At 60.3% G+C, this 21,896-nt stretch carries 18 protein-coding genes and 3 pseudogenes; 12 read left to right on the top strand and 9 right to left on the bottom strand.

The genetic code is table 11. The features are described from left to right. Nucleotides 1-48: 48 nt before the first annotated feature. The 4 genes and pseudogenes from H163_RS0120080 to H163_RS24490 form a co-directional block, all read left to right on the top strand. A pseudogene (locus H163_RS0120080) lies at nucleotides 49-218 on the top strand (transposase); the annotation flags it as partial. A gap of 371 nt (nucleotides 219-589) precedes the next feature. Next, nucleotides 590-1,009 (top strand): plasmid mobilization protein, encoded by a 420-nt coding sequence (locus H163_RS24105; RefSeq protein WP_160118255.1) that lies wholly within the window; start codon nucleotides 590-592, stop codon nucleotides 1,007-1,009. Next, nucleotides 1,006-2,616 carry a relaxase/mobilization nuclease domain-containing protein gene (locus tag H163_RS0120090; protein WP_026356105.1) on the top strand — a complete coding sequence of 537 codons (1,611 nt, stop codon included), beginning with the start codon at nucleotides 1,006-1,008 and terminating at the stop codon, nucleotides 2,614-2,616. The genes H163_RS24105 and H163_RS0120090 overlap by 4 nt, the downstream gene beginning before the upstream one ends. Nucleotides 2,617-2,846: 230 nt before the next feature. Further along, entirely contained in the window at nucleotides 2,847-3,209 is a 363-nt protein-coding gene (locus tag H163_RS24490) for a hypothetical protein (protein ID WP_147290413.1), read from the top strand. A 1,042-nt stretch (nucleotides 3,210-4,251) separates the two neighbouring features. On the opposite strand, the gene H163_RS0120105 is transcribed toward H163_RS24490, so the two are convergent. Beyond that, nucleotides 4,252-4,794, bottom strand: coding sequence for a hypothetical protein (locus H163_RS0120105; RefSeq protein ID WP_019966421.1), 543 nt, complete (start codon nucleotides 4,792-4,794; stop codon nucleotides 4,252-4,254). A 59-nt stretch (nucleotides 4,795-4,853) separates the two neighbouring features. After that, on the bottom strand, nucleotides 4,854-5,189 hold the full coding sequence (locus H163_RS0120110) for a hypothetical protein (protein WP_026356107.1): 336 nt from the start codon (nucleotides 5,187-5,189) through the stop codon (nucleotides 4,854-4,856). A gap of 754 nt (nucleotides 5,190-5,943) precedes the next feature. Between H163_RS0120110 and H163_RS0120115 the strand changes: the two genes are divergently transcribed. The 4 genes and pseudogenes from H163_RS0120115 to H163_RS24110 form a co-directional block, all read left to right on the top strand. Then, on the top strand, nucleotides 5,944-6,177 hold the full coding sequence (locus H163_RS0120115; RefSeq protein ID WP_019966423.1) for a helix-turn-helix domain-containing protein: 234 nt from the start codon (nucleotides 5,944-5,946) through the stop codon (nucleotides 6,175-6,177). After that, nucleotides 6,174-7,436 (top strand): type II toxin-antitoxin system HipA family toxin, encoded by a 1,263-nt coding sequence (locus H163_RS0120120; RefSeq protein ID WP_019966424.1) that lies wholly within the window; start codon nucleotides 6,174-6,176, stop codon nucleotides 7,434-7,436. Before H163_RS0120115 ends, H163_RS0120120 begins: the two co-directional genes overlap by 4 nt. A 307-nt stretch (nucleotides 7,437-7,743) precedes the next feature. After that, nucleotides 7,744-7,917: a hypothetical protein gene (locus H163_RS24495; RefSeq protein ID WP_019966425.1), complete on the top strand. Its 174-nt coding sequence runs from the start codon at nucleotides 7,744-7,746 to the stop codon at nucleotides 7,915-7,917. A gap of 467 nt (nucleotides 7,918-8,384) precedes the next feature. Next, nucleotides 8,385-8,597: pseudogene (locus H163_RS24110) on the top strand (integrase core domain-containing protein); the annotation flags it as partial. Between the two features lie 237 nt (nucleotides 8,598-8,834). Here the strand turns inward: H163_RS24110 and H163_RS0120140 are convergent. From H163_RS0120140 to H163_RS24985, 6 genes and pseudogenes are all read right to left on the bottom strand, one after another. Continuing rightward, on the bottom strand, nucleotides 8,835-11,288 hold the full coding sequence (locus H163_RS0120140; RefSeq protein ID WP_019966427.1) for a hypothetical protein: 2,454 nt from the start codon (nucleotides 11,286-11,288) through the stop codon (nucleotides 8,835-8,837). Then, nucleotides 11,288-12,595, bottom strand: coding sequence for a hypothetical protein (locus H163_RS23830; protein ID WP_208975449.1), 1,308 nt, complete (start codon nucleotides 12,593-12,595; stop codon nucleotides 11,288-11,290). The genes H163_RS0120140 and H163_RS23830 overlap by 1 nt, the downstream gene beginning before the upstream one ends. Before the next feature lie 283 nt (nucleotides 12,596-12,878). Continuing rightward, nucleotides 12,879-15,047 carry an AAA family ATPase gene (locus H163_RS23835; RefSeq protein ID WP_051105440.1) on the bottom strand — a complete coding sequence of 723 codons (2,169 nt, stop codon included), beginning with the start codon at nucleotides 15,045-15,047 and terminating at the stop codon, nucleotides 12,879-12,881. Nucleotides 15,048-15,050: 3 nt separating this feature from the next. Continuing rightward, nucleotides 15,051-16,430 (bottom strand): coiled-coil domain-containing protein, encoded by a 1,380-nt coding sequence (locus tag H163_RS0120155; RefSeq protein ID WP_155975145.1) that lies wholly within the window; start codon nucleotides 16,428-16,430, stop codon nucleotides 15,051-15,053. Then, nucleotides 16,396-18,288 (bottom strand): AAA domain-containing protein, encoded by a 1,893-nt coding sequence (locus tag H163_RS0120160; RefSeq protein ID WP_244296110.1) that lies wholly within the window; start codon nucleotides 18,286-18,288, stop codon nucleotides 16,396-16,398. Before H163_RS0120160 ends, H163_RS0120155 begins: the two co-directional genes overlap by 35 nt. 9 nt (nucleotides 18,289-18,297) lie before the next feature. Beyond that, nucleotides 18,298-18,408: pseudogene (locus H163_RS24985) on the bottom strand (hypothetical protein); the annotation flags it as partial. Here H163_RS24985 and H163_RS24850 point away from each other — a divergent pair. Beyond that, a complete protein-coding gene (locus tag H163_RS24850) occupies nucleotides 18,400-19,104 on the top strand; it encodes a hypothetical protein (RefSeq protein ID WP_244296108.1) in 705 nt (234 codons plus the stop codon). The pseudogene H163_RS24985 and the gene H163_RS24850 sit on opposite strands and share 9 nt — an antisense overlap. 810 nt (nucleotides 19,105-19,914) lie before the next feature. On the opposite strand, the gene H163_RS0120165 is transcribed toward H163_RS24850, so the two are convergent. Next, complete coding sequence (locus H163_RS0120165; RefSeq protein WP_019966431.1) at nucleotides 19,915-20,601, bottom strand: class I SAM-dependent methyltransferase; 687 nt, start codon at nucleotides 20,599-20,601, stop codon at nucleotides 19,915-19,917. Between the two features lie 109 nt (nucleotides 20,602-20,710). Between H163_RS0120165 and H163_RS0120170 the strand changes: the two genes are divergently transcribed. The 3 genes from H163_RS0120170 to H163_RS0120180 all read left to right on the top strand — a co-directional run. Beyond that, on the top strand, nucleotides 20,711-21,196 hold the full coding sequence (locus tag H163_RS0120170) for an Rrf2 family transcriptional regulator (RefSeq protein WP_019966432.1): 486 nt from the start codon (nucleotides 20,711-20,713) through the stop codon (nucleotides 21,194-21,196). 61 nt (nucleotides 21,197-21,257) lie between these two features. Then, entirely contained in the window at nucleotides 21,258-21,569 is a 312-nt protein-coding gene (locus tag H163_RS0120175) for a LysR family transcriptional regulator (RefSeq protein ID WP_244296106.1), read from the top strand. A 94-nt stretch (nucleotides 21,570-21,663) separates the two neighbouring features. Next, nucleotides 21,664-21,896 (top strand): hypothetical protein (locus H163_RS0120180; protein ID WP_019965748.1); only part of this gene is annotated, 233 nt, incomplete at its 3' end.

The raw sequence follows: 21,896 nt of genomic DNA on the forward strand, positions 1-21,896 counted from the left end.
AGCCCGGCTCTCAAAGCGAAAGTGGCGCTAGCCGCGATCAGGGGTGACGCCGAGGACGACGTGCTGCCTACATGTCCTTCCCCAAGGAACATCGGGTCAAGCTGCACTCGACCAACCCGATCGAACGGCTGAACGGCGAGATCAAACGCCGCACCGACGTCGTCGGCATCTTCCCCAATGATGAGGCCATCGTCCGCCTTGGTGGCGCCCTGCTGCTGGGGGGATTACGCTCGGTTTGCCGCGTCTCGCGATGAGATTCCCGAAATCCCGACCAGATTGTCGTCGCATACTGATTTCTCCGATGCTCTTCATTCTTACCAGAGCGGTTCCGACGACGATCCGGCACTCTCAGCACCCGGCGGTGCCGTCAGGCCGGACGCTTACCTGGAACCACGCAGTCGTGTGGCAATTCCGCCGGCGGTTTGCCTCGATCTGGTTCCCGCGGAACAATTCCTCATAGGGTTAGAGCCCTCCTGATCGGAAGGGAGCCAGCAGCGGGCGGTTACACCGCCCGACACTGGCAAGGGGGAGGCAAGCCTCCCCCGTTGACCCCCACCGCGCCCGTCAGGCGCCGAGTAAAGGAGCCGCCGTGACCGACACAGATATTGCATCCGCCGAGCGGGTCGCTCCCCGACGCCGCCGCTCCGAAACCCGCCAGCGCACGGCGAGCGTGAGCGCCCGTCTCCTGCCCGCCGAGCGGCAGGCGATCGAGCGCGCGGCCCGCGCTTCTGGATGTGGGCCGAATACCTGGGCACGGGAGATCCTGACCCGCGCCGCCGGTCAGCCAACTCCTGCGCGCCATGCCGCTCGTACCGACCTCGCCCGCGCCGTCGGGTGGTGGACCGGAGCCGTCGGCCAAATCGGAAACAATCTCAATCAACTTGCCCGATATGCCAATGAGGGCGGCCGTGTCGATCCGGACGCCCTCAATCGCTTGACCATCGCCGTTCGCGATCTGCACACCGTCGTTGTCTCCCAAGAAACCCGGGGCGGATCGGGGGCATCGTGATTGCGGGCGTTGTCCGACATGCCCGGACCCAGCGCGATTCCCGTGCGCTGGTCGGGCATTTGCTCAAGCCGGAGAACGAACCAGGCGTCCGTATCCTGGGCGGTACTCTGGCCGACAATCTCCCTGGCGCCGTTCGGGACATGGAACGCTTGCGGGATTCGACATCTGCAGACGCCGCCGCCCTTCACATTCACTTGTCTCCCTCCCGCATGATGACTGACGACGAGCTGGAACGAGCCGCCCGTATCGTAATCAGTCACCTTGGCGCCGTGGGACATCCGGCCGCCATCGTGACTCACGCAAAAGAGCGCCAGTCCGGCGATGGTAATCGTCACGCTCACCTCGTCCTCGGCCGTGTCTCCCCAGAGGGACGTGTTCTCGAATCCGGATACGAGAAGATTAAACTCGAAACTGCTTCACGGCTCATTGAATTTGAACTGGGCGAGGAGCCTGTCCTCGGCCGCCATCACGCCAGTGTGGTCCGCTGGCTACGTCAGCACGGCCGCGCCGACGTCGCCGATTGGCTGACAGACGCTCACGGCCCCGATCTGGATAAACCGCAGTCCGCAGCCTCGCCCGCTCATCGGCAGGCACTCTCCAGGCATGGCGTCAATCTCTCCGACGCACGCGCTAAAATCCGCGGCGCCTGGACGTCTGGAGGCGCCGAGGCCGTACGGGCCGCCGGCTACGAAATCGCGCCCGGGAGAAAAGAAGGGCTCTGGATCGTATCTCGTGGTGGCGTCGAAATCGGCTCGCTGGACCGGCTGACCGGCGAGAAGCGCGCAGCCGTTAGGGCTGCGATGGAAGCCCCTGCTGCTCCTGCTCCTGCTCCTGCTCCTGCTCCTGCTCCTGCTCCTGCCGCTCCGCTGCGGCTGGTGACCAGCCGCCGCCCCCCGGCGATTTCAAAAGGGCAGAAAAAATCAGGTGCTGAGCTCGTCTCGGAAGCTGCTGCCGAGCAAGCGATGAAATTTGCAGAAGGCTTTCGAGATCGTCTCGACATCAGCATTGCTGCTGCCGCCGCGCGCGGCTTCCTCGACCGCTGCGAACCGGATCTGCAAGCGCGCATTGCAGCTCTTGCAGAGCCGGAACAGCTCAAAGATCCGGCCGCACTTGTCGGTACACGCAAGCGTCTGGCTGCCGCAGCGCGAGCGCTGGCAGCATGGGAAGCGCGGCACGAAAAGCGCATCTCTTCTCTTCGTGAGATCACTTCTGCCGGCCGACCCAGCGGCCTTTTTGCGCTGCTGACCGGCCGCATATCACGGCACGATGCTGCAGTCCGAGCGCTCTCAGGACTCTACGCAGAGCGCGAGCCGCTGCGTAAGCCGGTCGCTAAAATGCGCAGAGAAATCAAGATCTTAGAGACGACGCAGGAGTCTCGGCACGCAGCGCACGACGCCGCGCGCGGCGCTGAACTGGCGCGCTTAGAAAAAGAGCTCGCGCTTCTGCGCGATGCACGCGCGGCTCTGGCTGCTGACCCGGCTATCGCTCGAGGCGGGGTGAAAGCACTTGCCGCTGCTGCGAGACGTCGCCAGGCGGAGCGGAGGGCGGAAGAGCGGCGCCGCGAATTGTCGAAGGGCAGTCGGGAGAACAGGGCGCCGCGAATTTGATGGAGGCCTAAGAATGAAAAAATTCGTGACTCACGAAAGTAAATCCGCCGCCGCCCGACGCAGGAAAAGACGCCGCCGCTCATGCCGTGACCGCGTCCGAATGGCCATGCGCCTTCGCCGCCGGCGAGATCCTACGCGCGCATTTTGGGCAATACTTGTAAGCGCGGTCTTGACCTTCGCGATCCGGGCCGCTCCCACGCCGCTACTTATTTTCAGAAGGAGACTTCCGGATGGCAAGAGACTACAGCACAGCAACGATGACGCGGCTCGTGAAGGACTGCACAGCATCCCGAAACAGCCGGAACGGTTATTTAGAGCACGGGTCAACAAAGGAGATTTACCGCCGCTTGCCGATCGACTTGCGGAGGTGGTTCGCTCTGATCATGTACGAAATCGGCGACCCCTTGACGTTGCGAGGCGGGCACGGCCGCTCAGACGATGACTACTTTGAGCACTGGCGCGGGAAAAGAGATCGCTATCATCCGGAAACGCATCCGGATTACAAGCCGCCGTCACGCGGCCGGAAGCGCGATGATGACGATGACAATGACGAAGGCGACGGTGGCTCTCCGGTATCTCCTCCCGGTCCATGAAGTCTGACAGGATGTTCGATTTCTTTTCGTGACTCACAGAAACGCTGCCCGGCCTCCGGTCGGTCACTCGCTACGGCGCTTTTTTGTGAGCGCGCTCCGCTCCCTCCCTCCGGCCTTCCGGAGTGCCCAAAACAGGAAAAGCCCCCGGAGATCCGACGTCCGGGGGCTTTTGGCATCGCTCGTTACTTTATCTATGCTCAAGGAAGCGTTTAGCGGCTCTAACTCGGTCCGTTGCAGGACCGTCCTGATCCCAGATACATGAGATGTCTATACCAGAAACGGGCTCTCCGTCGATTTCTAGCCAGCGATCACCCATTCCCACATTTCCATAGCACCGGCGATCATACGCTTTCTGACTGTACATCTCCGCGATCGCGAGGACGAGGTTTCGAGGACCGGTTTTCCAGGAAGCGAGTGCTTCCGTCGATTCCGGATCTACGCCCTTACTGCGGGCAGCAGACTCATGGAGCTTGCGATGAAGTGTGATGCTTGAAGACATTATCTTCTCCTGAAGATAAAAATGGGACGGCAGGTGTCGCCCCTTCATCTCTGCTGGAGCAGAGAAAATTTCAGCGCGGTTTATTCTTCCTCCTGTTCCGGATGCCCGGCCGCTTTCGCGGCCTCGGCAAGGACGGGCCATTGATCGATTATCGCTTGAACCTCTTCCGGGGTTGGCCTTAGTGCCTCGTAATAGGTCCGGATTACGTCGTCTGCTGCCATACTGTTCCCCTACAACTCGTGTGTAATCGGTCCGATGTGGTCTCCGTCCGGATACATCCGAACCCAGACATACGTCACCACACCCCCTTGGTCAGTCGGGTGTCGACGAAAATCCGCTCGAGCTCGCTGTGTGGCGCATCCGGCGCAGGCTTGTTCAGCGATATCCTCGATATCTTCCGGCGCCATATCTCCGATCAACCAGAGCGCGCGGATACCATCTCCGATTTTCATCCTGCTGGGGCAGTCCTCGCAACAACTCGGTGCGAAACCGACGAGTTGCATGGGAGCAAGCGGAGTGAGAATGGTCTTGCCGCTCTCGCCGTCAAAACCAACGACCCGCAGCCGCGTCATTATTGCGTGGATCGTAGTGACTGAAGTCAAACGGCCTGGTGGCTTCCCATGAGGTAGGGCATTCGTTGACAGAAAGGGCGTAATGCAAGAGTGCCTCTACAAACGTTTGGGGTGTCGCCTGATAGACTTCCGTCAAACCTTGGAGCTTCTCTCCAGCGCTGATCGAGATGATCACCGTAGCGGTTGGCCTAAACTCTTTTTCGATCAGTTCTGCCAGAACAAGGGATTCAAGCCGTAGGCAACGGTAGCAAATATTGAGCAGTGTGTTTTCGCACTTCTGATCCGGAACAAGACGATCAATCATCGCCTGATTCCACAGCTCCTGCATTGCAGAAAAGTTAGGTTCGGAGAGAGCGGGGCAACCTGGCGGCGTGTGGTTAAGCCTATAATGTGGCGCCTGACTTTCGATTTTCTCGAAAGTCTCTATGTACTCTGACGGCAAGCCAAAGCCTTCATTCTGTAACTCATCAATGACCTGCCTGATATTCTCAACTACGTCTGTGATTTTTTGCACTTGTTCTCATCTCCTTTGGAATGCGGGAGCCGGATTTCCGGCTCCGAGCTGTCATGGGGTCAGGCGACGTCCTGGACATTCTCAATGCCGGCTTCGCCGTAGAGTATTTTCGCGAGCCAATTCTGACCGAAAAAATCGATGACCTCGCTGGCGTCGTTGGCGACAACGGCGCGCCGTTCGTTGCGGTGACCCGCATAACAATTCTCTATCACGCAGACGAAGTTGCCGGCGTTCGTCTGGTATAGCTCTAGCTCATCCCAGCAGCCGATCTGTCCGCTGTAATCACAGCTTTGCCGGTCGGGGCTGGATTCGGCGGTCGCAATTCGCCTTCCGGTGAACCGCAGATCCGGACCGTCGTCCCGATTGATAAGATATTCCCTAAACTCTGCACTCATGAAGCCTCCTGTGCTTTCCATGTTGCGTATTCGTCGATCATATCGACCTTATTAGGGTTCTTCTAGTCGATTAAAATGTCAATCAAAAAATAATTGTTGACACGAATATTTTTTAGAAAGGCATTTTAATAAAATTTTTTCTCTACGAATCCTTTAGAACTGCATGAATGATTCAAGGATTCGTCTTCTAAGGATTCGAGTACATATAAAGGATTAGACTTAACTTCACGAAGGACTCGGTGCGCGGCTTGCCCCCCGCCACGGGCATGGCGCAAGGACTCGTTCAAGGACTCGAGCGCTCGCGACCCAACCGACGGGGATTCAAAATGTTGACAAAGCAGGGTGGAGCGCCGCGCCTGTGGGGCAGTGACGCCCTCCCCGGTCACATGCGCGATGAATTGTTGACAACCCCGCAGGCTCCCCCCACAGTGTCGGCGCGATATGCGTTAAGTCATTGAAATGTATAGTGTACTGAGAACTCCCCAGACGAATCCAGGTTCCCCAGCCATTATCTATTTTTCCTTATTTTTCAAATACTTAAACAATCGGCGCAGTCTGTTACCGGAACAGTTTTCCGGATCCCCCCCGAGGGCAAGAGGCAGCCACGCTCTGCATCCCCTTCCCCGTTACAGATTCCATCAAGTCCCGATCGGGATGATTTTGGCGTGCCGCCGAAACCTCAAGCGCCAATCGTCCCGATCGGTTCTTTTTCGTGCAATGACGCGGGAGATGTGTTTCAATCACCCCGGAAGGGATGATTCACATGACAACGGTGTTCGACAGCGCAGCGCTTGGCCAGTTGATCCGGACTGAGCGAAAGCGTCAGCTGCTTACCCAGGAACAACTCGCCGGTATCGCAGGCGTGGGTGTGCGGTTCGTGCGCGAACTGGAGAGTGGCAAAGAGAGCTGCCGGATCGGCCTGGCCTTGACTGTCCTGCAGACGCTTGGCTTGACAGTCAGCATCACCTCCCGCGGTGCGTCCTCATGACCCGCGTGCTTGACGTCTATCTCAAGGACCGGAAGGCAGGCGAGCTCAAGCAGAACGGGGACGCCGCGCTGACCTTCACCTATGACAGCGGTTACCTCGCCACCGATCCTGTTGCTCTGTCTGTCTCATTGCCGCTTCGGGACGAGCCCTTCACCGACCGTGCCGCACGCTCCTTTTTCTCCGGGCTCCTGCCAGATGAAGGTGCCAGACGCCGGCTGGCCGCAGCGCTCGGCATATCCCCAGGCAACGCCTTCGGGCTGCTCGAAATAATCGGCGGGGAATGTGCGGGTGCCTTGTCACTCCTTCCGGCGGGGCAGCTCCCACCGGACCCGGCCTCGGACGATTCCGCGGCGCTTGATGAACCGCATCTTGAAGAGATCCTCTCCCTGCTCCGGCAGCGCCCCCTGCTGGGCGGAGAAGCCGGAGTGCGCCTCTCGCTTGCAGGTGCCCAGGACAAGCTGGCCGTGGCTGTCATCGGCGGGCAGATCGTGCTGCCCAGAGGCGGCGGGCCGACGACACATATCCTCAAACCCTTCATCGAGGGGCTTGATGGCACGGTGGAGAACGAAGTCTTCTGCATGCGCCTCGCGCGCCGTCTTGACCTCGACGCCCCTGCCGTTTCGAAGGGAGCGGCTGGCAAAATCGATTACTTCCTGGTCGAGCGATACGATCGCGTGATGCTTGACAACGGCCGGATCGAACGTCTGCACCAGGAAGACTTCTGCCAGGCGCTGAGCGTGCCCCCAGAGCTCAAGTATGAGGAAGAAGGTGGCCCGGGCATCAGTCAATGCTTCCAGCTGATCCGGCAGACCACGGCCAAGCCCGCGGCCGGGACATTGCGTTTCCAGCGAATGCTGATGTTCCACTACCTGACCGGCAATGCCGACGCCCATGCCAAGAATTATGCCCTGCTCTATCGTGGGAAAGCGCCGGACCTGGCACCAATGTATGATGCCATCTGCACGGCTGCCTATCCACGCCTGTCCAAGAAAATGGCAATGGCTCTCGGTGGCAGGTCACTGCCAGACACGATCCAGATGGAGCACTGGGCCTCGCTTGTGCCGTCCAACAAGACAGCGAGGCGGATGCTCGCCGGAGAGTTGATGCGCATGGCGGACGCGATCGGGCCGGAAGCCGGCGCATTGCTGGAGGAAATGTCAGAGGATGGCATCGGCCATCCGATCCTGAAGGCCGTCCGGAAAATCATCGATACCAGATGCAGCCTGGTTCGACGGGCTCTGGAGAAGCAGATCCAGTAAGCTCCCGAGGTGTCTCGCAGGCCAGACAAGCGGCCGTTCGACATCAGTCTTTTTCAAGGTGTCTTTGGCAGCTCTCTCGTCAACCTCTGATCACCTCAACGCTTCCAAGCGCGCCCCATGGCGCTCGCTCGCGATACCTGTTTCTGCGCGCATGACAAGGATCCGCCAGCGCATTGCGAAGACTCGCCGGATAGGACCTGTTGCCGTATGATCGACTGACCGAGGCTGGGTGCTCCCCGGTTTCGGGAGCAACGGAGAGACCGGGGTTCCAAGTCAACTTGAGGCACCGTCGAAGAGGGGATCAACAGTGATCGAGAACGACGCCCGCAATGGAGCCAGCAAGCAGAACGCGCTGCCCGCACTCTCAGGGACTGACCAGCCTGGCCGCATGACTTCCCTTGCCCGTCCCATTGCCGAGGACGTGAATGCTGCCTCGTTCGCCAAAGAACTGCTCGTGAGTGACAAGTTCATCCTGGACTAACTGAGGCGATCTGAGGCCGGCGAGTGCACTTGACAATACCTCATCGGCAATAGGCACATCGGCGCTGTCGCAACTTCAGACCAAATTCTTGTCTGGGGGCGGTTTCCGGGCCCGAGAGCCCTTTGATCGGGAAAACCCGTGGCTAGCGCTCCAGCGTGGCGGCCTGAATTTCCTGCATGCAGCCTGTCATACGGTCCTGTTCAACAGCGTCCTCAATAGGCGCCGTGCAAATCTATCCGGAGGCTGGACATCAGCAGGCGCCGTGCGTCTGACAAAACTCACCCATGCTTCCTCGCCGGCGCGCCTCTCCTGCGGCCCGAGCATGCGCTCCATGAGTGCAATGGCTTCCGCACTATAGAACTGTGCGAGCACCACCCGAAACAGGGCTATTGCGTCACAGCCGAAGATAGCCGCAACAGCGGTTACCTTCTCGAGCGGCAGTTTGGCGGTGCCGTCCAGAACGAGGCGCACCAGGCGCTCAGATGAACCGGAAGCCCATACAAAATGGCTTCATCGAGAGCTTCAACGAGCGCCTGCGGGATGAACTGCTGAACGAGACCCTCTTCTCCTCACTCAGTCACGCCCGAGCCGTGCTGGCCATTTGGCAAGCAGACTACAACGGCGCACGGCCGCGCTCGCAACTCTGCTGGCAGCCCCCGGACGAATTTGCCGCCACCTTAAACCCACGGCCGGCACTGGCGCGGCGCAATACGAAAAGCTCCGCGCCATTGCCCACCACTTCACAGGCCCATCAGGCCAAAAACCAAAGCCGGGAACGAACTCAAAACTGGATGAAACTTGGCGGCAAGGTCACGAGCAAGCTCACCCGCACGCCACAGGTCAGTCGGCTTGCGAGAGTTTGGTTCAGCAGCGCTGACGGCAGCCGTGTGTCTCGATAGAACGCTTTACGAGCTGCTTTAGGCAGCAGCATCATCACCGTCCGCGTCCAGACTCTCGATGCTGATGAGAATATGGCTGTCTCCGCCGGAGCCGGACAGCATTTCCATCAGGTTGCCGATGATGCCGAGTTTTGAACCTATCTGCTTGATCCTGGCGGGGTTGCTTTCCATCAAAAGCTTCAAGCCCGCCAGCTGCTTATATATTGAGTCTGCATCCTTCGAGTTCTGCCGAAGCAGCGCATATGGATGTTGCTCACGGCACCGCAGGAGGCCGCCGGTGATCTGTAGCGCGTAGTTCAGAACAGTCCCGAATTTTTGGCTCTCTTGCAGTTCGATGAGAAGCGCGGCAACAAATTTCGCCGTTTTTGCTATGCGCTCTTCCGTCAGAACGGCGGGTGTTGCAACCGGACGGCTGAGGAGCGCCGCGAGAGCTGCCGCCACATTGCCCTTCGACGGCTGCTGACGAAGGAGAAGGTCAATGGCCCGCTCCAGACGGCTTTTTTCCTTTATGATCCGGCCCATGCCGTGAAGAATGACGGTCGAAGCCGATCTGGTCTCAAGGAACACATGCGGCCTTGAATCGAGATAAGCATGCGCTGCTTTCAGTATCTCGTCCTGCAGATCAAGCGGGCAGCGGCCAAAAGCCCAGGTGGCGGCCAGAAGGAGGGTGTTGTCCGGCAAGGGGCGGCGGCTGGAGACTGCTGACAGGCAGGCTGACGAAACGAGAGCCAGCGCGCGATCCAACGCCTTGATCAACGCTGCATCAGTCTCTTCGGGCGGCTCGCCATCGAAGTCGAGAAGATGGGCTCGTGTAAATCCGGCTCCAGGTTCGCCAGTATCGATGAGGGCAGCTTTCGAGAGAAACTCACGCAGTCTTGCCGCGTCCCGTAGTTCGAATTCCGGGATAAACGGCCCGAAGGCAGCAATACGATCACTGCCGGTCCACCGGTCAATATGGGCAAAGCCCGTTACCCTCTCCGGTACAACAGGCTTCGGCTTGAGCTCCTCTGCAATCTCTTCGAAGGATCGCGGATCATGCTCCAGTGTTGACCAGTCGAGGAAGACAGGACGGGATCGCAGGACGTCCCAGTCGTTCGATGTGACGAAAACCGCCGCCCGCCCCTGTGCCGGCATTTGCCGCAAGGCAACCTCTACCGGCTGGTTGCGAGAGGGGGGAGAGACATCTGTGGTGGTCCACTTCCGGAATTCCGTTCCCTTTCGAAGGTAGAAGGTGACATTGCGGGCACCCGCCGGCCAGCCAAGACCTGTAACCGGTGCGGAAACATATTCCCGGTTTGCCGCAACCAGGGCATTGGCCGGCACGAGGTCGGTCAGCACGACATCTTGACCTTCGAGGACGGCGAGCGAAACCTGTTCCAGACGATCGAGATAATGCGGGATGCCTTGCTCGATGCGGCGCCCGGCAAGCAGGGCACCTGTTGCAGCAGCCTCCCGCGGCATCAGGAGAACCGGTCTGCCACCTGCTGCCGCCGCCACCGCCCTGCGAATGGGTTCCCGCAGTCCGGCTCCAACGGGAGTGGTCAGCAGAACGGCAGAGGCATCGGCAAGGTCCAGCGGTGGAAGGCGCAACTGGACAGTGTGAAGATCAGTCTGTGGCGGCGCTAATGACGTCCATGAACCGTTGTCGAGACGAATGATCTCCTCTTCAACCGGCGGGACATCCTCCAGCAGAAGTTCCCATGCCATGCGGCTCGGGCCCTGCCTGTCGAACTCTGCCAAAGGGTTGGCCGCATGTACGGCGGCTTCTGCCTGTGTGAAAAGGGATTGCAGGCCGAAGGCATCGGGACCGGTTCGAACAACCTTGCCCGTCTCTGCCCGTTCGGGCGCGAAAAGACCGGGGTGACCCTCCAGGGCACGTAATGTCAAAACCTGAAGCACATAGCCATTGTCTGAATGGTCAATGCAGGCAACCCGCATGCCGTCGCGGGGCGCGGGGATGAGGTTCTCCTCAAGTGCGGCCAGCAATGTGGCGACTGGATGCCAGAGGAGGCGAATGGATACGCCGCGTCTGCGCAGGGCATTCAGCAGGAACTCCTGCCGTGTCTCGTCCAGTTCTGCGCGATCGGGAACTATGGCTACGACCTCGTCAGCCTGCGCCGTCAGCGCCAGGGTGGTCGCCTGCCATTGGGCGGCGCGTTCCTTGCCGTCATTTGAAGAGAGCAGGTCCTCCAGCAGGGAGCGGACGGAGATGCGGCGCTTCGGCGCTCCGGTCTTTCCCCAGCCATTGCCACGGCCGATGGGCGAATGCATGGCCTGCGGACCGCCAATGAAATGCGGGGTAACGTCCTTTGCATCGGGATCGTGCATGGCAACAACAACAGTGCCGGTGCCGCCATCGATGATGTTGAGCGCTGAACTTCCGGCTGCGGTCTCGTCGTCCGCGTCAGGCTTTGCATCATGCACGGCAAAGTCGTGCCAGCCATTGATATCCAGTCCGGTAATCCGCCGCATCAGCCGTCTTCCCTGTCCGAGAGGAGATGAAGCAGCGCAACACCCAGATTTTTCAAACCGTCACGCAGGCCGCCGCCCGCCGGACCGAGCGAGAGTGCAGCGCTTTGATGCGAGGTCAACAGCGTGCTGTGATCGCCATCCGTTGGTGTAATCACCAGCATCCCGCCAATGGAGGATATGCTCTTTTGCTGGGTGCGCGGTGCGTCCTTCAGGAGAGCTGCCAGTTCAAGCAGGCGCGGTTCCGGTGTGCTGCCCTGGCTGTTCCAGAGCGGCCAGATGAGGATCGACCTCAGAAAACTTCGCGCATCACCCACCTTGCCCACGCGAATGCAGAGTGGCGTACACCAGGGTTCGAACCCGTGCTGTTTGTGGTCGTAAACCACCTCCACGATCAGCTGTTGTCTTGCAAGATGGATGACCCCGAGTGGATTGATGCTGTCAACCCAGCACCCTCTCACCTGCTCTGACCGGAAGACCACGGGCGAGGTTGCTACAACGCGGGCGCCTTCAATGTTCTGCAGCGCAACGATGACCGCGAGTGCGCAGAACTCGTTCCATGAACGGGTTTGCCAGCGCCACAGCTCGTCCATGATGCGTTTGCGCTTCAGCAGTTTGTTCCATGCGTCCCAGATCGCAAAATAATCAGGATTGTTCAGAAGCACGAAATTGGGTGTGACATCTGCCGGAGCCTCAACAACGCCTTTCTCTGCAAGGTCAATTGCCAGCTGCCGGCAGCGCTTTCCGTAGGTCCGCACCAGAACTTCGCGGCTGCGGCGCGGGCGCTTGTCCGATGCCGCTGGCACATAATCGGACGCAACGCGCCGGGCCAGCCTGGCATAGGCCAGAAGCACCCGGTTTTCGAGCGTGTTGAAGTTTTCCTCCCGGGCGACGGCCATGATCTTCTGCCGGTCGCCGGCCTGTTGGGCAATCGTGTCACCCGGCTGGCGGATGAGCCATGTCATGGACCGGCGGTCCAGTTCCTGCACGCGCGACAAAGGCATTTGCTTGTGGACGCGGCGTAGAATCCGGCGGGGTGTCTTGTCCAGCCGTTCTATGACATTGGGGAGAGCCCGGGCCTGCTTGACGATCTCGTCCATCCTGGGACGTTCATCCGTTTCTGATCTGAGCCAGATCTCCGACAGGTGCCTCCACATCGCCGCAGGGTCGGCAATGACGTCTTCTAAATCGCGCAGCCGGGTCCAGACACGCTTGATCCGCGACATCAGAACATCGCCATCGCCCGGCTGAATGCTGGCATCGGGGCCGGCTTCGGATGCCGGTGCATCCGGAATTGCTTTCAGCACCACATGGATAGGGCCCGAGGGCCCTTCAATCACAAGCCCCTTGGCCTGCCGCACCGGAATGGGCGGCAGCCAGGCTTGCCGCTTGCCATCAACATTGGCTACAAACTCGCATGTCCCGGTCCTGCCATCGATACGCGGGCCGCCTGGAACATCCGTGACGATAACCGGTGCGCAGTCCTCCAGAACCTCGACCGCAGAAGCCGCGCCGGCAATGTCGAGATAGGATGATCTTGACCGGTCAGACAAGGCCCAGGGCCGGAACCAGAGGTCGAGAAACGTCATTCGCTCAATTGCCCGTGGTTCTGGTCATGCCGCGCCAGTTGAACATGCCGCTACCCTCTGTTTGACTTTGGATGATTTCTTCCAACCGCTGGGCAAGTGCGCTGTCATTCATGTCTTCCCGAATAAGCTGTTTTAGCTCATCGAATCTCTGGCGGTGCTCCTCGATACTAAGGCCGCGAAGCTTGGGCATGATGCGTAATTCGATCTGGTCTGCCAGAGGCTTCCGAACATCGGCCGGATGTCCGTTTTCCTGCGGATAGTTTGCGACATAGGCGCTTATCGCGGCGTTGAGCCGATGCCCGAAAGGGCGCCCGCAATTGTTCATGATCTCTGCCAATCGCCGGATTGTCTGGCGGACCTTGCTTGTATCGCCGGAGGCAAGGTGTGCAGGTTGCCTGATCCAGCTGCGCCAGGTTCCGAAGGAAAGACGCCGGTCTGGCGGTGGCCCGCTTTCGGCTGTCTTGACTTCCGGGAAGTCCTCCGGAGCCGCGAACTGCATGATGTTGCCGCGGTCGAGCACCTTATCGGACAGTGACAAAGTGCTCTCATCGTCGTTCATTGTGCCGACAAACAGCATGTTGTGGGAGGGGTAGAGACGAACCGGACCTTCCTTGCGGCCACGGATATCGATCGGAATCATGGCATCGCGGCGTTCCTCTTCCTCCAACTTTCTCTGATACATTGGCCGTGCCTCAAGGCGGCTCAGGAATTCCGAGAAATAGTGTTCGACGCGAGCAAGGTTCATTTCGTCGAGCAGGACGATCATCATGTCGTCGTGGTGCGATTGCCCGGCAGGAGCATTGGCTGTCAGCCCGAATTGCATTTTGCGCTGCGGAACCGTCTGGTGCGATTGCCCGCCGGTGCCACCAGCGGCCAGGCCCGATGTGTTGTATGGATCCAGATGGACCAGCGCCCGGGCCAGATCGGTGGCCCGGAAGCGCTTTTCGATGTAGTTGTAGAAGCCCAGAAGATCCTGCGGGCTGTCCCAGCGGGGTTCGACAGCAAAGGGCAGGAAGCGGATGCCCATCGCTTCGGCGTAGCGCCGCGGCAGCAGGCTTTTGCCTGTTCCGGAGACGCCGGCGAGAACGGTCAACTGGGCGTAATCGTTGATCTTGAGAGAGGTATGGAAGGCTTTGACCACCCGGTCCGGGTAAGTCAGGTTCAGGTCCAAAAGATGCTGGCGGACACCATGAAGGGCTTGCTCCTCTCCTTCCGGGCGGTAGGCCGAACGGGGCGTCTTCAGGACGCTGGGGGGCGAGCGCAAGTCTTCAAGAACACGCTCGTCAAAGACGGCGTCCTTTGCGGTTCCATCGCCAGTCTCTGAGCGCAACCGCTCGATGTCTTCCTCGATAGCGGTCTTGCGGCTTTCCAGAGAACGGACCTTGTCATCAAGGTGCCTGAACTGCTGCAACCTGGCTTCAAGAGGCGCTGTCTGCTGGAGGATGCGGGTGTGGTTTGCCTCCGCTTCGCGCAAGTCGCTGTCCAGTTTTGTCAGCCGGTCTTTCAGCTGCTCGACATCGTTCTGGAGTGCCGCCTTCAACGCTGTCAGTTCCGTTACCTCCCCACGTGCGCCCAGCAGGACGCCACGTTCGGCGCGCAGCTGATCGACTTCGCGCAGGATGGTGTCCTGCTCGGCCTTCAGTTCCGCGATCCTGGCCTCCAGACCGGCAGGGATGTCCTCCATCTTCGCCTTGCGGTCATTGATTTCCTTTTCAAGCCCTGCCAGTTCGGCCTGCTTTTTCGACAGGGTGCCGGACAGGTTCTCCAGCTCGGTCCGAACCTGTTCAAGGGCTTCCTGGCGTCCGGCAAGCTCCGTAGCTGCTTCTGCAGCAAGCCGCTTCACTTCATCGATCTGCACCCTTGCATCGGCCAGTCCGTCCATTTCCAGCAGGAGCGACTCCCGCCGTTGCTCCAGTGCGCCGATTTCGGCGGCAATGGTTTCGCGGGCGCCAATCTTGCGATTGATCTCCTCGAGAGCGATTTCCTTTTCAACGAGCTCGCTTTTTCGCCTGTTGATGCGGTCCTCGAGGTCCATCAGGGTCGAAACAAAGGGCATGTTCCGGCGCTGTCTCTCGAAAAGCGATATGGATACGACGCCCACGACTGTGGCGAGAATGGCCGCGAGAAAGATCAGAAGCAGCACGTAGGGACTGGAGGCAAGTATCTCTAGCATCAGTTATTGTCCTTGCGTATTGCTTGCTGCGGGCGTGGTTCCGATTGGCGCCGTGTTCGGCGGAGGTGCGGCGGCGAGGCTCTGCCGCAGGGCAGCCAGGGCGGCTTCGAGTTCCGATCGCGTTTTCGTTTGTTGCGCAATGGTCTCGTCGAGCGCGGTCACCTCCATGCCCTTCTCTGCAAGTGTTGCCTTGCGGGCGGTGAGTGCAGTGACTTCGCTCTGGAGGCTGTCGCGCTGAACGGTAAGGCTGCCGATGCTGGTCATCAGCTCCTTCTGCCGCGCCGTTGCAGCTTCCACCTCGCCCGAAACCCTTGCCAGGCCGCTCTGCAGGGCAGTGAGACGGTCGCTCTCGCTTCTCGTGGTCAGCAACTGCTGCCGTGCAGCTGATAGCTGGCTCTCCACATCCGCCAACTGCTTCCTGCCAGCTTCAATGGATGCGTTCAGCGCGGCCAGTTGCGGCCCCAGTTTTTGCAGGCCGTCAGTCAGCGCCTGTTGCTGGGCCATCGTATTTGCGAGATCGCTGGCTGCCGAGACCTGCCGTTCACGCGCTGCTGCGGCATCATCCTCATCACGCTCGCGCTTGGAAGATGCCTCATCAGCTGCCTCGCGTGCGGCATCCCTCGCACTTTCGGCGATCTGGCGGTCACTTTGCGCCTTGGCAACGTCGTTCAATGCCTGCCGCAGTTCGGTGCCGGCTTTCGTCAGGTCGGACTGTGCCTTTGCAAGCTGGGCATCTATGTCTTTCTTGGCGGTAAGTGCCCGGTCTTGCTGGTTCTTGATTTCGGCCAATGCAGGCCCGCTTTTCGCCTTGGCGGATGCAAGCTCCTGCTCGGCCGCCGCCTTGTCTTGCCGCGCCTTTGCCGCATCGGAAAGAAGCCGGTCACGATCCGCCGTAACGCCGGATATCTGCGCCCTGAGGTCTTTCAGCTCCGCTTCAGCCTTTTCACGTGCGGCGCTCGCCGTCTGCAGCTCGCTCCTGGCGTTCGCGGCCTCCTGCGTCACGTTTCGCAGCTCTTCGCGCGCATTTTCAAGCGTCTGCAATTCGGCTTCCTTGCTGGCGAGCTGACGGTTCAGGTCGACAAGCATGGCGTTGCTTCTTCCCAGGTCTTCCTGCGTCTTTGCGAAATCGCTCTGAAGGTTCCGGTGAGCTGCGATGCGTGCGTCAAGATCGGCGCGTTCGGCACGGGTCTGGTTCTCAGCCGCCGAGACACTCATCTCGCGTTCGCTGAACACCTTGTGGCGCTCCATGAACACGACGATTGCCGCGAGGTTGAAAAGGATTGTGACCATCGCGAAAACAAGCGAAATCGCCCACAACGAGGAGCGTTCCGGCTTGCGTCCGGAGGTATCAACGGCGTCCGAGGTCGGAGTCGATGAGTTCAAGGCAATTCTCCATATCGCGGTCTATTTCGGACACCCAGAAGCGGCGGACCTTCCAGCCGCGGGCTTTCATTTCCCTGTCGCGCAGCACATCCGACACCTTGCGGTTACCATCGGCATCGGTGTGCCAGGCGCGGCCATCCACCTCGACATCGAGTTTCACGCCGTTGTGAAACAAGGCGATATCGAGAAACCTGTTGCCGGCCGGATATTGCTTTTCGGGCTTCAGACCCCGGCGCTCCAACGCGTTGTAAAGACGCTCTTCCCAGACGCTGTCGAAGCCCTCGCGGCGGCGCTGGCCCGGACTTGTTGCATGATGCGCCAGCCGCCATAGAGGCTTGATCGGTGACTTGCGGGCAGCAGACAGATCGCCGATGACGACACAAACGGCCTTGGCACGGCTGACCGCCACGTTGAACCTGCGTGCTTCCTTTGCCAGAAAGTTGGTTACCCCGAAGGGCGCGCCTTCCGTGTAGACTGTCGAGAAGAAGATGACGTCAGCCTCGCCACCTTGAAACTTGTCGATGGTGGCGATCTTCAGCCGGACGCGTTGCTGAAGCTCTTCAGGGAGCAGACGGTCGACCGCCCGCCGTATTCCGGCAACCTGACCGACAAAAGGCGACAGTGCGCCGATGGTGCCCTCGAATGTGTGGTCAGACGCCAGAAGCGCAATGCGCCGCGCCGCCTCTTCCGCTTCAGCTTCATTCAGGTTCTGATCGTCTACGCGGATGGTTTGGCCCTTTACATCCACCCATTCGATGCCCGCCTTGTAGCCAGGCGCCTTCGCCAGCTCCTCGTCTTTGCACCGGCCAATGAGATGGCCTTGATAAAATTCATCATTCAGATAGCCGATGATGCCCGGTGCCGAGCGGAACTGGTCCGCCAGAAAATGATGGGCTTTGGCAGGCCGCATGTCCGCAAAGCCGAAAAGAGAGTTCTTGCTCTGCGCAATGCGTGCGCGTCCTGCTCGCGGTAGCTTGGCCGCATCCATCAACGCATTTTCCTGCTGGAGAGAAAGCTGCGGCACGAAGGAAAGCTGTTCGGGATCGCCCACCACAGCCGCCCGTTTGGCCCGGAAGAACAGTGGCAGTGCCGAGGCAATGTCGCATTGGCTTGCTTCGTCGATGATCAGAAGGTCAAAAAGGCCGGCAACCAGCGGGATGCGCGAGGGCACTGACAGGGTGCTGACTGCCCAGACCGGACGGTGCCGCAACAGGAGGCGAGCCTCCTTTGCTGCGAGACCGCGTGCTTTGGTGATGCCGGAGAATTCAAGCTCCTTGATGTCTTCGAGCAGCGTTTTTCGCTCGCCTGCACCAAGGCCAGTAATCTGGGCAAAGAGCGTGCGCAGTTCCCCGGTGAGCCTTTCGAGATAATCGGTACCTTCTGCGGGAAGGGACGCCGCATCCGGCGTATGCGGCAAGCTCTCCAGAAGGCTGCGCAATTGCGCTATCCGGCGCCTCAGTTCCTCCGGTGTGGCCTTGCCTGGATCGAACGCCGGGGTCCCGCCGGGTTTGTTTTTCCGAAATAGCGAGACAATCCAGTCCGCCAAGCTCCAAAGCAAGCGCTTGTCATTTTTCTTGTCATCATGCGTGCCGGAGGAGCCCTCCAGACGCACCAGCCGGTCCTGAAGGCGGTCCATTTCCAGCCCGCTTTGCGTCCTTTTTTGGCGGATGGCTTTGGCTTCGGTCAGGGCACGCGCCAGCCTGAAGTCAGGCATCCCGGTGGCAAGCCCGGAGACAGGCTCAGATGCAGCCAGCAATTTCAGCTCGGCAAGAAAATTGGTGTCGCGCTCTCCCTCGGCATCCCGGCCACGGATGACAACAGGACTATCCCCGCAGATATCCGCCAGGCGGCGCTCCACCTCGTCCAGCGCCTGATGGTTCTTGGACGCGAAAAGCACCGTTTGCCTTGCTGCCACCGCAGATGCGATCACCGAAACAATAACGTCGCTTTTGCCGGTTCCGGGCGGTCCTTGCACCACAGTCAGCGGCTTGGTCAGGATATCGCAGGCTGCGGCGAACTGCCGGTCGGTGAGATCGCGGAGCTGAAGCAGCTTTGCATCCTCTTCATCGGGCCCGCTCAGGCCTTCATCTGCGAAAAGCGCCTCCATCGCGGTTCCGCGTGTCTCATCAACTGGCATGTCAGCCATCGCGGCAAGGTCATTGGCCGTGCCCTGCGTGTAGGTTCTATCTGCGGGAAGGAAGAGGGCCGCAGCGTTGCAGATTCCCTCCTTGTCAGCCGTGATGATATCGTCGAGTTTCCCGGCTGCCAGATTGCCAGCACCAAGTGTTGCCGCAACGTTCCGCAGACGCCGTGTCACCGCACCGAGGTCGCGATCCTCGCCTTCCGGGAAGAGCCGGTCTGTCAGATCGTCAGCCTTCCATCGCTTGCGCGCTGTCACCTTCTTCAGCCACTCGGGATTGATCACCGGGTCGGCTGTGCGAACAACGATCTTGAGGTGATCATGCGTCACCTCCCATTCCGCTGGAAGCAGAAGTGCCGGCAGAACTTCCATGCCGCCCGTCGAGTCCAGCAGCGTCAGGGGATAACCGATGGCGCAGGTTCGCTCCGGCCTTTTGACGAGCGCCTCGCGAAACGTTTCCGGCAAATTCTCCAATGGCACGCGGACAAGGGCGTTGCTCCACCAGTCTCCCGCAGCCGACAGCATCTGCCATGATGTGCCATGGTTTGATGCCAGCTGCAGAATCTTGCCACGCGGGTCGGAGCGCTGCGTTGCAGCGTAATAGGCCAGCAGCTCCCGCCAGATGCCGGACAGCGGCATCGCGCTGGAGGCGGACGCTTCGGGCAGCGGGCTGACGGTTTCAGGCTCCATCCGCGAATACTGGCCACGGACGGCGCGCAGGACTGGCGCATCATCGCTTGCGCGTCCCGGCAGACCCGGGCTGCCGTTGCCGCCCTTCGGATCAGGCCCGCCGTTGAAACGGGACAGGACCCAGCGATCTCCAGAGATAATGCGAATTTCGCCATTTCCGGATAATTCGTTGAGCGCCTGGAGAATGTCCGCAGCCGATGCCCTCAGTCCCGTAGACTTTAGCCGCCAAAGCAGTTGCTCTTGAGATGCACCAGCCGGATACATCTCAAGCAGGCGGCGAACGCTGGAAGCATACATTTCGACGAACCGGTTTCTCTTATCCGAAAATCCCGCCCCGGCCGCGCGGCGAGCGCTGAGCACGATGGAAACAAGGATGAATCAAAGCAATAGATTGCCTACTTGAAATCTATTGAGCCAGCCCGTGAAGAGCAAGTTGAGACACGCTTTATTCAGAGTTGAGATTCATGCTCCGCTATGGCGGAAAGATCGTGGTATGCAAGCCAGCGCTAACCTCTGCGGAGAATGACCTAGCCCCAAACTATTATCCGGCTCTGAGTTCGTTTCCGAGGCTGATGAAGTGCGCCCCGATTTTGGGCCAAGGAGCGCTAGGCACAATTATATCTCTCTCCCCCCTTTCCCGCCCCCCTCCCCGCCTCATCCCCCACCTGCGCTCATGGCCCAGCCGCGAAAGGACAGGGCGGCGTAGAAGAGGGATGGGGTCTTGAAGCCGGCTTCCCGGAAGCAGTCTTCTTCTTCCGCCGGAGAGAGCAGCGGCAGGCGCTCCGCCATGGCTTTGGCCGATGCTGCGGCCTTGTGCGGATCCGGGTTTGCGCCTGCGGCAAAGGCGGCGGAGCGGGCCAGCCAGGTTTCGGCTTCGCCTCCGGGGCTGGTGTGGTGAGCGGCAACGAAAATGCCGCCCGGCTTGAGGCGGCTGCGAACGTCCCGCAAGGTCTGGAGCCTTTCGGCTTTGCTGAGGAAATGCAGCGTCAGAAGGCACACGGCCCCGTCAAATGGGCCAAGGGGGGCGTCAACGGCGGTGCCCAAAATGAGCTCTGCCCGCTCCGCGCAGCCGGAAAGCGTCTGCCGGGCGATGTCCAGCATGGCGGGCGACGGATCGACACCCGTAAACCGCCAGTCCGGCTGCGCCTGCGCCATGGCCCGGATTTCCAGCCCGCCGCCTGCCCCCACCACCAGAACATGTGCCGCGCGTCGAGCCTTTTCGGCAATGAGCAGCGCCGTCATCTTGTGAAGATCCGCCAGTCCCGGCACCTTGCGGGGCGTATCGCGCAGGTAGGAGGCGACGGCGGCCGGATCCATGAAGGCATCGGGCGTGCGGGTCATGGGGCATCCTTTCATGCAACTTCAACTGATACATAACACGGCATTCCCTCACGTATCAACAACTGATACATGTCATGCAGCCGCATGATGGCCGGTGCAGAGGCAGGCGATGAACAAGGACACGAGGCTTTCGGACGTGCTGCATGTGCTGCTGCACATGGGACAGGTCGAGGAACCATTGACCTCCGGCGTTCTGGCCAGGAGCATGGGCACCAACCCGGCCGTCTTCCGCAGGACCATGGCGGGCTTGCGCAAGGCGGGCTACGTCACCTCCGGCAAGGGCCACGGCGGAGGCTGGCAGCTGGCACGGCCGCTTGACCAGATCACCTTGCTTGCCGTCTATGAGGCGCTCGGCCGGCCGGCCCTTTTCGCCATCGGCTCCCGCAGCGCCCATCCCGGCTGCATGATCGAACGGAACACCAATGCGGCGCTGGCCGGCACCCTGAACAGTGCGCAGAGCCTGCTGCTTGCCCGGTTCGCTGAAGTGACGCTGGATCAGCTCATGCCTCAGCCTCAGGAAGCGCCCTCCGGCGCGTGCGGCGACGGGACAGCTGCTGCCAAGGGCGCGGCTCTCCCCACCCAGAAGGGTGCCTGATCTGGCCCCGCAGATGCGGCCGGTCAACGAGTCTTGAAGGAAGTATCAGATGCTGCGGGACATGAGTGATACACTGGCCTTCATCGAGGTTGCCGAGCGGGGCTGCTTTACGGCGGCGGCCGAAAGCCTGCGGACATCCAAGGCACGGATCAGCAAGAAGGTGCAGGATCTGGAGCAGCGGCTGGGGGTCCAGCTTTTCCACCGCACCACCCGCACCATCCGGCTGACAGAGGCCGGAACGATCTATTTCGAACGGTGCCGGGGCCTCGTCCGCCTCATTTCCGATGCGGAAAGCGCGGTTGGGTCTGCACGAGTGCCAGTGCGGAAGTGTGCTTTGAACAGTTCAAGGGGGCTTGGGGTATCGTCGCTTTAGCTTTTGCTTGAAAACTCAGACAGACAGATTGCTGCACCCGCCTTTGAACCGTCCTGGCTTTCCAGGAGGCTCCTATTTGTGAGAAGGAGCTGAGATGAGCGCTACAAGGAACAAGTTTTCGGGTGAGTTTCGCGACCGTGCCGTGCGGATGGTGGCGGAGCATCGTGGGGATTACCCGTCGGAGTGGGCGGCGCTGACCTCGATTGCTGGCAAGATCGGCTGCACGAGCGAGACGCTGCGCCGCTGGTGCCGGGAGGAGGCTGGCCGACGAGCGGGGCCAGAGGCGCAGGCCGTCAACGACCGGGACCGGGTCAAGGCATTGGAGCG

The sequence above is a fragment of the Pannonibacter phragmitetus DSM 14782 genome (assembly GCF_000382365.1).
GTDB lineage: Bacteria > Pseudomonadota > Alphaproteobacteria > Rhizobiales > Stappiaceae > Pannonibacter > Pannonibacter phragmitetus.

Bases quoted from the DNA above. Each gene is read 5' to 3' on its own strand.
- H163_RS0120175 (WP_244296106.1), top strand. From the start codon at position 21,258: ATGAGTGATACACTGGCCTTCATCGAGGTTGCCGAGCGGGGCTGCTTT.
- H163_RS0120110 (WP_026356107.1), bottom strand. From the start codon at position 5,189: ATGAGTGCAGAGTTTAGGGAATATCTTATCAATCGGGACGACGGTCCG.
- H163_RS23835 (WP_051105440.1), bottom strand. From the start codon at position 15,047: ATGCTAGAGATACTTGCCTCCAGTCCCTACGTGCTGCTTCTGATCTTT.
- H163_RS0120115 (WP_019966423.1), top strand. From the start codon at position 5,944: ATGATTCACATGACAACGGTGTTCGACAGCGCAGCGCTTGGCCAGTTG.
- H163_RS0120120 (WP_019966424.1), top strand. From the start codon at position 6,174: ATGACCCGCGTGCTTGACGTCTATCTCAAGGACCGGAAGGCAGGCGAG.
- H163_RS0120140 (WP_019966427.1), bottom strand. From the start codon at position 11,288: ATGCGGCGGATTACCGGACTGGATATCAATGGCTGGCACGACTTTGCC.
- H163_RS0120165 (WP_019966431.1), bottom strand. From the start codon at position 20,601: ATGACCCGCACGCCCGATGCCTTCATGGATCCGGCCGCCGTCGCCTCC.
- H163_RS0120170 (WP_019966432.1), top strand. From the start codon at position 20,711: ATGAACAAGGACACGAGGCTTTCGGACGTGCTGCATGTGCTGCTGCAC.
- H163_RS24490 (WP_147290413.1), top strand. From the start codon at position 2,847: ATGGCAAGAGACTACAGCACAGCAACGATGACGCGGCTCGTGAAGGAC.